Below are 13,106 nucleotides of genomic sequence, written 5' to 3'. Positions count from 1 at the left end.
TCCTAATCCGGCTGCAAATACCGTAATCCAAAGTCCTAAATGGCTACAAATAAATCCCCAGTTTTTCCATTTTAAAGGAATCATTTTATGTATAATTACCAATGCCAATACGAAAAGCAAATAGGTATTGATCAACAAAAATGGAAGGGAAGAAGTCATCCGGTTCAAACCTAATCGACTCACCCAGTCTCTTCCCTCCATGGGTACTTGTGAAGTAAGCCCCATAACAACAACCAAAAAGCTTAAAGCCGCTATGGCTCCTATGGAAGCTGGAACACTGGTAAGGAATTTAATCCCTTTTCCTTTTCTGATCAGAAAATAAACCAAAATGGCTGCTACAATAAAAACAGCACCAGCGATAATATTCAGTGGAAATACAATGGCTTGAAAAGAGTTCCCTCCCAAAGCCAACTCTAATGCGAAACCAATAAAAATAAAGCCGAAAGCTATTAATAATGATTCGGGATATCCCCATGGACTCTGCCACAAAAATCTTACTCTTTTACTCATGTAATTTTCTTTGATGATTCAAAAAGCCTATGGAAGAAGGCTATTTTACTCCAAACGAACAGCGATTAAATATTTACAATATAAAAAAATATGCCGTCCATACAGGACGGCACATTCTATAAAAGATCTATTTATACTCAAAAAATGAGTCTACATTTTCACTTCGTAAGTACTTTCGCGTTCCTTTGCTTTTTTCTCCCATTCAGGAACAAGTGTTTTCATAAAATCTGCTTTTTCTTGATTCAATTTATCCATATCGAGTCCAATAAATTTCTGAGCTTTTGCTTTAGTCGCAATATCAGGATAAGCTACTTCATCATTAAATCCGTATTTCGCAAAAATTCTTGCCAATGAGATTCTTGCCTCCTGAGCACTTACAATTCCGGTAGAAATAACTCGTCCGATTTCGGTTGGCGCATGAAATGAACCACCATGAGAAGCAGCAGCATAATCCCAACGCCATTGAGCATGACGAATATTCATTGATACAGACTTCATTTCCGATTCGGCAGCACCTAGCTCCCAGGCTTTGGCAGCTTCAACATGAGCGCGAACCAATAGCTCTTCCAGCTTATCGCGATTTTCAATAATCTGATCCTGACGAGTGTAAACATTCTGAATCAATTTATCGGTTTCTTCGCGGTGACAAACCTGACAAGAATTAGCTACATTGTTCAAAGGAGACTGAATGTGGTGATCCGTAAATTTCTGTCCGCCTTCCGATTTGTATGGCATATGACAATCGGCACAAGATACTCCTCGATCGGCATGAATTCCCTTCATATAAATTTCATATCCAGGATGCTGAGCTTTCAACATAGGAGCCTTACTCAATTGATGAGTCCAGTCGCTAAACTCAATCTCATCGTAGTATTCTTCCATAGCCTCTGCAGAAGTTCCCTTATCCCATGGAAATGTTAGGTAATTTGCACCTTTAACACGTTTTTTATCGAAATAATACTCTACATGACACTGAGCACATACCAAGGAACGCATTTCCTGATGACTCGCCTTAGTAATATCTTTTCCCTGACGTTCGAATGCCTCGATAAGAGCAGGACGAGAAACACGTAAATTCATAGTCTCTGCATCGTGACAATCAGCACAGCCAATAGGATTCACCACTTCGTGTCCTTTGCCAGCCCATTTTCCTTTGTAAAATTCGGCCACCCCAATTTCGTTCATCAAACGAGGTACATCCGGACCTTTACAAGTCCAACAAGTTGCAGGCATCGGACCATCATTTTCATCTTTAGGACCACCGGTACGTAAAATATTTCTCACATCTTCAACTGCATAGTAGTGGCCACGGCCCTGATTGTATTCTTTCGAAAAGCCATATCCAGCCCAAAGAACTACCAATCGAGGATCGACTTCTAACATATCAATCATGGCACTTCCATTATATTTACTGCGGAAAGATGTATCCGATGTTTCATAGTAAGATTGAAATTCGCGTGGGAAATTTTCACCCCAAACTTCGTTGCGTGGTTCCCACTGATTATGCTTTACCTGTGGTGTGTAGGCAAATACGGATTCTGCCCTCCGTTCCATGATTGAGGAAGCTAATAGTCCAAGAAGGAATACGGCCACCAATGTTACCAGGAAGATCAACCATCCTAATAAAGGTTTTTTGCCAACTGATTCTTGTATTGGTTTCATAAGCTTAATGATTTAGGTTTTATTCGTTTTCTTGTTTTGATTCTTTGATATATTCCTGCAACCATTCTGGCACCGGACTCTCTGGCAAAGGTACCCGAGCATTAGGTACACTCGATAAACTATTTACCCGACCATGAGGAACCTCTCTGTGACATTCCCAACATACCCGATCTTGCGTATTGTGCGCATGATTTGGAACTTGAGAGGCTAATTTAGGATCTGTTAAAGTTTGACTGTGACAGCGAATGCAGTTGTTGTGAACCACCTGCTTTCCCTCCTCTAAAATAAAAATCACTTCAGGTTCCATACGGAGGGCAAACATACTTGCATGTCGCAAGCCATCTTTAGCCTTAAAAAAGTACTTGTTAAAAACATTGTTATGCGGAACATGACAATCGTTACAAGTAGCCACCTCGCGATGAGAACTATGATTGTAGGTAGCATATTGCGGAGCCATCACATGACAATTCACACAAGTTTTAGGATCATCGGACAAATAGGATGCTGCTTTAGATAAATAAATCACGTAACAGCCAAGTCCCACAAAAATCCCCATAGCCACCAAAACCGGAAGTTTCCATTTTGGAGGAGGTGTTAGAAATTTGAATAGTTTTCTCATTAGCAAAAGTTTAGAAGTTGGGTATACTTTGGCATTATTTCTTTAGAAAATCAGGAGTAAAAACGAGCATCACCCATCCCCAATTCTGAGTTTCGTTCTTATCTCCGCCTTTTAAAACTTGCATGGAATCGCTTGCAAAAAGGTGCGAATAACCCCCTTTCACCATTACATTGGCAGAATATTTATAACCGACAGAAAGATCTATTTCTGTTCCCAGGTACTTATCTGCTTTTACGCTTTCATCATATAAATCGGCTTCCGAAGAAAATAGATGAATGGCCGAAGCAAAAGACCATTGATCTTTAGCGTAATTAGCTCGGGCATAAACATCTTGTAAACCTACATTTCCAGTATGATTGCCCACATAGAAATAATCCATATGACCATTGAACTTGTGATTGGTTCCAAAAAGAGGAGTAAACGATTTATTATCTCCTGTGGAATTGGAATCCGTTCCGGAAAGAACCTCAATACCCGCATTTCCTTTCCAGTTAGCCGCAATCGGAAAATTCATTCCCAAATTAAACATGTAGGCATTCAAATCGGTATCGGTATCATCTTTACCGGTCTGCATATATAAGGATCCTGTGAAAGAAACTTTTCCAGGACGATAATTCATGTAAGTACCTAGGGTCTGATTGTATCGAGTATCCAGATCCTCTACATCCTCATCCTCATCTTGGTCTCTTTGGTATCCTACATTCATAAACAAGAGACTAAAATCAAATTTCGCTGATTTTCGCTGATACCATGCAAACTGCATGCTTTTGTAATTGGTAGTATATAGGCTTGTCTCGAGAACTTCCGAATCGTTATTCACAGCCAAACCCAAATGAAATTGTCCATTTTCATCGGTCTTGTATTTAAACAAAGCCAAATCGTGACTTCGAGCCTGCTGAGCCCAACCAACATTCCCAAGTATTCTAGAATCGTCATAGACCAATTCCTGCCGTCCTACTTTTAGTGAGAATGAATCAGAAAAAAGAAGTTCTCCCCAAGCTTCATGAAGCATTAGCTGATTATCATCGGAAAGATTCAATTGCGAAACATCACCCCAAACCCGAACATCCTGAACCGATAATCCTACCCGAAACTTATCGGCTTGGTAATTTAAATTCAAACGGGTTCGTTGGGAGGTAAAAAAAGCGGCATCATCGCTGGCATCAAAGAGTGTTTTTAAGCCATGACGATATTCACTACGAGGTCGAAGTTCCCCTTTAAAACTTAACTGTGCCATGCTAAGCATCGGCAACAAGCCCAATAAAAGGACTAATAATAGACGAATTCTTTTTTTCATAGCATTAGTGGGTTTTAGTAAAAAACTATGAATCAACTCAATGATCCCAAGTGTTCTATATGCAATACTAAGCAGATTAAGGATTCCATTCAAGAGCAGTAGTCTATTTAAAATTATTATATTTAAATTTTAAAACCTTTTTATCCTTTATTTTTACTGATTATAAAGCTTTTCCTATATGAATAAAGAAAATAATGTTACATTCAATTTATTATGGATCTTAATAAGTACAATCAATATTTACATTAATAAACTTCATTTAAGTATAACTTACAGATATTTATCATTAATCAAAAAGACAAATAGCTACAAATAAAAACAGATTAACTTAGTCACAACAAGTTACATCAATTTGACAAGAAAGTCTTCATAAATGTGCAGACCAACAAGGATTTGCCCTATTTTTAATTCATAAATAAAAACGTACCTTGAACTCCCGTATTCGGGTGTCGACAAAACATAAAACGTTGAACCGAACAAACTAAAATTCTACTAACAAATTAAATAGCACGCTGAATGAAAAAATTTCTGAATTTTCTCTTCTCTATGCAAATGATGGGAGTGCTCATTATTTTATTTGCTTTCTCGATTGGAATAGCAACCTTTATAGAAAATGATTTCGGGACTCCTGCTGCCCGCGCTCTGGTGTACGATGCCTGGTGGTTCGAGCTTATGCTTTTACTCTTAGCCATTAATTTGGTCGTAAATATTTTTCGATACGATCTTTACCGTAAAGAAAAATGGTCAATTTTCCTGTTTCATGCCGCTTTCATAATCATTTTTATTGGATCAGGAGTTACACGATATATGGGCTACGAAGGCAATATGCACATTCGAGAAGGACAAAGTAGCAACCAAATTACCAGCATGAGTTCATACATTGATGTAAAAGCTCAAGCCAATGGTAAAGTAAGCGAACTGAGTCAGAAACTTAGTATTTCATCGGTGAAAAAGACCCACTTTAACGATGACCTGAACATCGACAATAAGAATGTTGAAATTTCACTGCGCACCTTCATTCCCAATGCTCAATCTGCTATTGTTCAAGATATAAATGGAATACCTATTCTCGAATTAGTAGCTATCGGAAGCAATGGCATGGAAGGCATGCAGAATTTTTCTTTAGAATATGCCCAACAAAAAAATATAGCAGGCATGCCAATTGCCTTTGGAAGTAATGCAGGGACTAATGCCATTATTTTCGATTACTCGGATAGCTTGCGCATGAAAAGTCCATTCGAAATAATGGAACTGAGCATGATGGGAGGCGATCCTATAGTCATGGAAGCAAAAACCTGGCATGTAGTTATGCCTAAAAAAATCTATGATCTTAAGGGAAGTAAAATTGTGATTAAGAATTTTTACCCTTCAGCTAAATACCAATACATTAAAGGACAAGATAAAAATGCACCTTCTGTATTGGTTTTTGATGTAAAAAGTGGATCGGAACATAAGGAATTACTCGTACAAGGCAACAATAACTATGTTGGAACAGAAGCCCATACAAACATTAATGGCGTGGATGTATCTGCGACCTATGGGTCTAAAATCATCGAAATTCCTTTCTCATTGAAACTCAACAAATTTATTCTGGATCGATATCCTGGCTCGAACAGTCCCTCCTCTTTTGCCAGTGAGGTAACCCTTTTCGACCCAGCCCAAGGACTGGAAAAAGACTATCGAATATACATGAACAACATTTTAAAACACGAAGGATTCCGATTTTTTCAGGCTTCCTACGATAACGACGAAAAAGGAACTGTTCTCTCGGTCAATCACGATCAATGGGGAATGATGATTACCTATTTTGGTTATTTTCTCCTGATGTTAGGAATGGCTTGGTCGCTAATCAATCCTTTTAGTCGTTTTAATAGCTTAGGAAAACAGTCAAAAACAGGAAAAACACTGGCTGTTGCTGCTCTCCTACTGCTAGGAAACCTATTGCCTGCTTCAGCACAAAACGAAATTCTTCCCATTGTTCCTTTACAACAATCAAAAGAATTTGGGAAGCTTTTGGTACAAGATAATGGCGGACGATTTGAACCTATTAACACCCTGGCCAGCGAGGTAATTCGTAAAATTACAAAGAAGAATAAATTTCAGGGGTACACTGCTGAACAAGTCTTTTTAAGCATGATTGCTAATCCACAGCAGTGGCAAACTGCAGCCATGATTAAAGTAGGAGACTCAGACTTAGCTAGTGAACTTGGTATATCAGGAAAATATGCTTCCTTTATGAATTTTCTCAATGCACAAGGACAATATAAATTGTCGCAAAAAGTGCAGGAAGCATATTCGAAAAAGCCAGCCCATCGATCCGCCTACGACAAAGAGATTATTTCAGTTGATGAGAGAATCAACATCACTTATATGGTGTTCACAGGTGAATTTCTGAAAATATTTCCAGATCCTACCGATGATATGCATGAATGGTACAATCCTACTTCGCAAATTAATCTAAGCGGAGACGACTCCCTTTTTGTCAAGAAATCTGTAATTATGCTGGGACAAGCCTTAAATAATGCTGACTTTGCCGGTGCCGACAATTACATTGCAGGAATTAAAACCTATCAAAACCGATTTGGGCAGCGCGTAATTCCTTCGCCTACCAAACAGAAAATTGAGATCCTGTATAACAATATCAATATATTTAAGCGATTGTTCCCATACTATTTACTTATTGGTTTCTTTTTGGTGGTATTTTTGGTAGTGCAAATCATCCACCCAAAATTTCCGGTAAAGTGGATCATGCGAAGTGCTACCTTTATTTTAGCCATTGGCTTTATGCTACACACAAGTGCATTAGCCGCGCGTTGGTACATATCGGGTCATGCTCCCTGGAGCAACGGTTTCGAATCGATGACCTATGTGGCATGGGCTTGTCTGCTCTCTGGATTTATCTTCGTTAAAAAATCGGATTTTGCCCTAGCTGCCACCTCTATTCTTGCAGGTTTAACCCTTTTTGTGGCACATTTAAGCTGGATGAACCCTGAAGTGACCAATTTGGTTCCTGTACTGAAATCGTACTGGCTCACCATTCACGTAGCCATCATTACAGCCAGTTACGGATTTCTAGCTCTGGCAGCCATTTTAGGAATGATTAATCTAACACTATTCAACCTTCAAAACACAAACAATCAAAGTCGTATTAAAGGAACCGTAATGGATCTAAGTCGTATTAGTGAAATGACCATGACTATTGGTCTTTATTTCCTTACCATAGGAACTTTCCTTGGCGGAATTTGGGCCAATGAATCGTGGGGACGCTACTGGGGATGGGATCCAAAAGAAACTTGGGCACTGGTAAGTATTTTGGTGTATAGCTTTGTGCTGCACATGCGATTTATTCCTGGTTTAAAATCAGTATATGCCTTTAATCTTGCCTCGGTTTGGGGCTACAGCTCTATTCTGATGACCTATTTTGGAGTGAACTACTATTTAGCAGGAATGCACTCCTACGCCAAAGGCGATCCTGTACCTATCCCAACTTGGGTGTACTACAGTGTAGCAATCATTTTAGCCCTTAGTTTAGCAGCTTACTACCAATACAAAAAATACAATGCCAAAAATCAAGAGATTGAGACCTAAAAAAAACACTTTAGAAATAAAAAAGAGCTTCACATTCGTGAAGCTCTTTTTGTATTCATTATGGTAGTCTTCAAACTAGACAGGCTCCAACTTTTTTATTCATTTATAATTTCACGAGAATTCCTAATGTCTCCTGAGAAATTTGGATTGGAACCTTGAATATAAAAGTAAACGAAAATCATTAACAAGGTCTTTAGCATACCAACCGATCGGTAAGCGAAAAAAATTAAATTAACTGAAAAAATAGGAACCCGAAAAGGTTCCTATTCTTTGTATTTCATACACGTTTAACATTATGCCTTATTGGTGGTAATTACAAAAATGATGAGCGGTTCGTCGGTTGTATTTTTCACCGAATGAAAGCCGTCTTTGCTCACTGCCGTAATGTTCCCTTTGGTGATTTTGACTGTTCTAACTGCGCCATCAACACCAGCCTTATCTGAATACTCTCCTTCACCATGCATTACCACGTAAATTTCTTCTTCACCTCTAGGCCCATGATCATGAAATCCGGCCTGATCGTGCTTGTTTAAAAAGACCATGAAGCAACCAATTCTATTGTTGATCAATTCATCAACATCAAACATTTGCAGTAAATAAACAACTCCATCACCACCATACATAGGCTTTCGAGTATCAACACGAACCACCGAACGCTTATCCGTTCCAAAAGGGATAACGCTTAAATCGATGTACTGAGATACTCTCTTGATAACTTCATTGGCTTCAATAGTTTGCATGTTTTTTCGTTTTATTTCGTGTGGATTATTCCTTTATGGATATCAAATGAATATCGAATAGCAAAACAGAACCCCCTGGAATTCCTCGAGTGTCGTAGTTTCCATATCCTAGATGAGCAGGAACCAAAAGCGTTCCTCGTCCACCCTCTTTAAAATAAGTAATTCCTTCGGTCCACCCTTGTATAACTCCTCTTAATGGAAATGAAATTCCTCTCTCACTGCTTTCATCGAAAACTTCTCCATTTAAATAATACCCTTTATAAGCCACCTGAACAGTGGATGATCTAGTCGGTTTTAAACCTTCTCCTGCCTCATCGATTGTATAATACAAACCAGATTTACATTTGATTGCATCCAGATTATTTGTCTTTATATAATCTGTAATTTGCTTCTCGTTTATAAGCGAATAGTCTTTCTCTGGACCACCTGAACAGGAAAGCAAAAAGGCAAATACAAGGGCTACTAAACTATATTTCATATCAATCTATTTTTATTGAAAAACAAATATAGTAAAATGTGATAATGATGATTACTGATCGTGAAATTACTACTGTTCAATCAAAATTTACAAGCTGGAAGCAAAAGGTTTTAAATCCATAAAAAAATAAATCCTCTCAATAAGACCACTTGAACCTCTACTAAACATGAGATTTTCTTACTCGAGTTAAACAGTCAGGTTAATTTTTCTACTTCCTACGAATTGCCCACAATCCTATAAAGGTAATAGCCCCATTAACCATCAACAACTCAAAACCGATGGGAATACCAAACTTCACCATCACAATTTCTTTGATGAAATAACAGATTATAGGTGATACTATAGCTACAACAGGCACCCACTTGTCTTTCACGTTAAGCTTAGTAAATAGGCCAAAAGCATACAATCCCAGCAAGGGACCGTATGTATATCCAGCAATGGTAAAAATGGCAGCTATCACCGAATCATCGTTAATAGCTCGAAAGATGAGAATCACTGCTAGTAACAGAAAAGAAAACAGCAAATGCGATCGGAAACGTAGTTTTCTGGTAGCCGCCTCATCCTTTTCATCGGCACCTAAAATATCAACCGTAAAAGAGGTAGTTAAAGAGGTTAGGGCAGAATCGGCACTAGAATAAGCCGCAGCCATTAAACCTATTAGAAAGAAAACGCTAACCAAAGGTCCCAAATGCTGAGTTGCCAAAAGAGGAAACAAATCGTCGCCACGATCGGGAATAGCAATGCCTTCGTGTTGGGCAAAAATCAAAAGTAAAGCGCCCAAAATCAGAAATAAAAAATTAGCTGGGATAAAAGCAAAACCATACCAATACATGTTCTTTTTGGCTTCGGCCAAATTTTTACAACTCAAGTTCTTCTGCATCATATCCTGATCTAAACCCGTCATCACAATCGTAATAAAAGCACCCGTAAAAAATTGCTTAAAAAAGTTTTGTTTGCTGTGCCAATCATCAAAAACAAAAACGCTCGAATAATCACTCTCACTGATCACCTGATACAATCCGGATGCGGTCAAATTCAATTTGTCCATTATCAAATAGATACTCACCCCAACGGCCAAAAGCATAAAAAGAGTTTGCAGAGTATCGGTCCAAACAATGGTTTTTATTCCTCCCTTGAAAGTATAAAGCCAAATCAGTAATATGGTGAGTAAAACAGTAAGAAAAAAGGGAATATTCCAAGCATCGAAAACCGTAATTTGCAAAACATTAGCCATTAAAAATAAGCGAAAAGAAGCTCCTATGGTTCGGGATAAAAGAAAGAAACTGGCACCTGTTTTATAGGAAACCCTTCCAAAACGTCCATCCAGATAAGTATAAATAGAGGTAAGATTCAATCGGTAATACAAAGGCAACAAAATATTAGCCACCACAATATAGCCCAGCATGTATCCCAAAACCATTTGCAAATAGGTAAAATCGATGGCCTTTACCCAACCTGGAACCGATATAAAAGTAACTCCAGATAAAGAAGCACCTACCATGCCAAAAGCCACCACATACCAGGGCGATTGCTTATTGCCAACAAAAAAGGCTTTGTTATCCGCTTTGCGACTAGTTACGTATGAAATGAGTAAGAGAAGGGCAAAATACCCCACAACAACAAGAAGAATAGTAATTGGTGACACAAGCTCAATTTTAGAATGAAAATCAAAAATACACAAAGCTGGCAGCTTTCGAAAACCTCTCCCATTTTAATTCAATTCAATTTGTTACTTTTGAGCAAGACTAAAGAATTGAATGTAAATAATGAGCTATACCAATTTTCCTTCTAAACTTCTCGAAAATGCTGTTGCCGAATTTTCTAAACTTCCAGGCATAGGACGCAAAACAGCCTTACGTCTGGTTTTGCATCTGCTGAATCAGCCAAAAGAAGATGTACATCTTTTTGGTTCATCTATAACACAATTACGTGATGAAATTAAACATTGTACATCTTGCTACAACATTTCCGACACCTCTCTTTGCGATATCTGCGCCAATCCCAAACGCGATCATGAAACCATTTGTGTGGTAGAAAGCATCCGAGATGTGATGTCTATAGAAAGAACCCAACAATTCAATGGCATTTATCATGTTTTAGGTGGCATAATCTCACCCATGGATGGCATTGGCCCTAGCGATTTAAAAATTGACCCTTTAGTGCAGAAAGTCAGCGAGGGAAAAGCTAAAGAAATTATTCTGGCCTTAAGTACTACTATGGAAGGAGATACCACTAACTTTTACCTATTTAAAAAACTGGGGAAGTTTAAGGTTCCCATCACCACTATTGCCCGCGGGGTTTCCATTGGTGATGAATTGGAGTATACCGATGAAATTACACTGGGAAGATCAATTTTACACAGAACTCCTTTCGATCAGAACTTGCAATAAAAGCGTGACTTAGTTCTAAAATCGACAGATAGCCAATAAAATTAGGCTTTTTTCAAAGTCAAAGACCTGCTCTTTGTGAAAATTCATCCCTTCAGATGCTTTTGTCTTTTTCTATAAATTGATTACTTTCGTTTCGTATTTAGACTAAATAAACACATCCAATTCATTGGTTTGTGCAAATAAAACAAACGCAAACATGGCTAAAATAGACATCCTGATACCAGCAATGGGCGAAGGAATCACTGAAGCAACAATTACACAATTCCTTAAAAAGGTAGGCGATTATGTAGAAGAAGACGATTCTATTATGGAAATAGCAACTGACAAAGTTGATTCCGAAATCCCTGCACCTCAATCGGGCACTCTTATTGAATTTCTTTTTGAAGAAGGTGACACACCCAAAGTTGGCGACGTAGTTGCCATTATAGCAACCGAAGGAGAAGAAGTAAATCAGGTTGCAAAAAAAGAAAATATTCCTCAGCAAAAAGAAGAAAAACAAAAAGAAGAAGAAGAAGCTGCGGTTTCACCTTCTACAATCGAGGAAGATAGCTTGCCAATGAACAGCAAAACCGAAAATGGAACCTTTCTATCTCCTTTGGTACGCTCCATTGCTCAAAATGAAAACATCACACCCCAGGAGTTGAATCAGATTAAAGGATCTGGCAAAGATGGCCGAATCACTAAAAATGACCTTCTTAGCCATTTGGAAAACAAAAAAACTCAAGCTCCCAGCACATCTCTCAAGCCAATAGAAAGTCCTTTGGTCGCAGAAACTGAAGCCATAGCCAGCCACAAAAGCTACGAAGGTGAAAATGTTGAAATCATTGAGATGGATAGAATGCGTAAACTCATTGCTCAATACATGCTCAAGTCGAAGCAGGTTTCTCCACACGTAACCTCATTTATTGATGTAGATGTGACTGGATTAGTACATTGGAGGAATCGTATAAAAGATGATTTTTTGAAAAAGCAGGGACAAAAACTTACCTTCACCCCTCTTTTTGTGGAAGCAGTAAGTAAGGCTCTACAAGATTATCCAATGGTGAATGTTTCGGTGGATGGAGATAGAATCATCCGCAAAAAATTCATCAACGTTGGTATGGCTACCGCACTGCCAAGTGGAAACCTAATTGTTCCGGTTATTAAAGCTGCTGATGAACTGAATCTGGTTGGTCTTACCACAAAAGTAAATGATTTGGCCGTACGAGCACGAAGCAACAAACTGCAAGCCGACGAAATAAAAGGCAGCACTTTTACCATTACCAATTTGGGAGCTTTTGGAAGTACCACAGGAACCCCAATCATTAATCAGCCCGAAGTTGCCATTTTAGCTGTAGGAGCCATTAAAAAGAAACCAGCTGTTATTGAATCTCCAGAAGGCGACAGCATCGGGATTCGCCACATTATGGTTCTCTCTCTCTCCTATGATCACCGGGTTGTAGATGGATCTTTGGGAGGAATGTTCCTGAAACGTATTGCAGAAAACCTTGAAAACTTCGACACAAACAGAACCATATAATCACTACAATAAAACTTCAAAAAGCCATTGTATGCAAATACAATGGCTTTTTTAGGCTTTTTAAAGTCTATATCTTACTTTTATCAAACAAAATTATTTATTTTGTACACTTTATATGCAAATTCTTGACTATTTTAGCAAGGATTTATACGCAATTTAAAAAAGGAGAAATTTTTATTAACAAATTTGCTTTTTTATTGCATTTACTATTGAAGTTTAACCCTTATCTATTATATTTAGTTATTGTTAATTAATTTTAATCATATAAACTGTTTATCCACCCAAAAACGGAACAAAAAGACA

At 38.2% G+C, this 13,106-nt stretch carries 10 protein-coding genes; 3 read left to right on the top strand and 7 right to left on the bottom strand.

Translation table 11 applies throughout. The features are described from left to right. From ABYT26_RS01980 to ABYT26_RS01965, 4 genes are all read right to left on the bottom strand, one after another. The coding region (locus tag ABYT26_RS01980) for a hypothetical protein (protein WP_372751210.1) at nucleotides 1-510 on the bottom strand (510 nt) is incomplete at its 3' end. A gap of 150 nt (nucleotides 511-660) precedes the next feature. After that, nucleotides 661-2,172 carry an ammonia-forming cytochrome c nitrite reductase gene (gene nrfA, locus ABYT26_RS01975; protein ID WP_372751209.1) on the bottom strand — a complete coding sequence of 504 codons (1,512 nt, stop codon included), beginning with the start codon at nucleotides 2,170-2,172 and terminating at the stop codon, nucleotides 661-663. Between the two features lie 19 nt (nucleotides 2,173-2,191). Next, complete coding sequence (nrfH, locus tag ABYT26_RS01970; protein WP_372751208.1) at nucleotides 2,192-2,791, bottom strand: cytochrome c nitrite reductase small subunit; 600 nt, start codon at nucleotides 2,789-2,791, stop codon at nucleotides 2,192-2,194. A gap of 34 nt (nucleotides 2,792-2,825) precedes the next feature. Then, nucleotides 2,826-4,088: an alginate export family protein gene (locus ABYT26_RS01965; RefSeq protein ID WP_372751207.1), complete on the bottom strand. Its 1,263-nt coding sequence runs from the start codon at nucleotides 4,086-4,088 to the stop codon at nucleotides 2,826-2,828. 516 nt (nucleotides 4,089-4,604) lie between these two features. On the opposite strand from ABYT26_RS01965, the gene ccsA reads away from it, so the two are divergent. Then, nucleotides 4,605-7,676 carry a cytochrome c biogenesis protein CcsA gene (gene ccsA, locus ABYT26_RS01960; RefSeq protein WP_372751206.1) on the top strand — a complete coding sequence of 1,024 codons (3,072 nt, stop codon included), beginning with the start codon at nucleotides 4,605-4,607 and terminating at the stop codon, nucleotides 7,674-7,676. Between the two features lie 293 nt (nucleotides 7,677-7,969). On the opposite strand, the gene ABYT26_RS01955 is transcribed toward ccsA, so the two are convergent. The 3 genes from ABYT26_RS01955 to ABYT26_RS01945 form a co-directional block, all read right to left on the bottom strand. Beyond that, nucleotides 7,970-8,416, bottom strand: coding sequence for a hypothetical protein (locus ABYT26_RS01955; protein WP_372751205.1), 447 nt, complete (start codon nucleotides 8,414-8,416; stop codon nucleotides 7,970-7,972). A gap of 25 nt (nucleotides 8,417-8,441) precedes the next feature. Continuing rightward, nucleotides 8,442-8,894: an FKBP-type peptidyl-prolyl cis-trans isomerase gene (locus ABYT26_RS01950; protein WP_372751204.1), complete on the bottom strand. Its 453-nt coding sequence runs from the start codon at nucleotides 8,892-8,894 to the stop codon at nucleotides 8,442-8,444. 208 nt (nucleotides 8,895-9,102) lie between these two features. Then, a complete protein-coding gene (locus tag ABYT26_RS01945; RefSeq protein ID WP_372751203.1) occupies nucleotides 9,103-10,539 on the bottom strand; it encodes a sodium:solute symporter in 1,437 nt (478 codons plus the stop codon). 121 nt (nucleotides 10,540-10,660) lie between these two features. Here ABYT26_RS01945 and recR point away from each other — a divergent pair, with 121 nt between their 5' ends. Together recR and ABYT26_RS01935 are read left to right on the top strand one after the other, a co-directional pair. Continuing rightward, the gene (gene recR, locus ABYT26_RS01940) at nucleotides 10,661-11,284 is read left to right on the top strand and encodes a recombination mediator RecR (protein WP_372751202.1); all 624 of its coding nucleotides are present in this window, start codon (nucleotides 10,661-10,663) and stop codon (nucleotides 11,282-11,284) included. A 196-nt stretch (nucleotides 11,285-11,480) separates the two neighbouring features. Next, complete coding sequence (locus ABYT26_RS01935) at nucleotides 11,481-12,803, top strand: dihydrolipoamide acetyltransferase family protein (RefSeq protein ID WP_372751201.1); 1,323 nt, start codon at nucleotides 11,481-11,483, stop codon at nucleotides 12,801-12,803. Nucleotides 12,804-13,106 lie beyond the last annotated feature (303 nt).

The organism is Labilibaculum sp. (genome assembly GCF_041595635.1).
Taxonomy (GTDB): Bacteria; Bacteroidota; Bacteroidia; order Bacteroidales; family Marinifilaceae; genus Labilibaculum.
The sequence above is the reverse complement of the archived record's forward strand: the minus strand, read 5'-3'. Positions and strand labels throughout refer to the sequence as shown.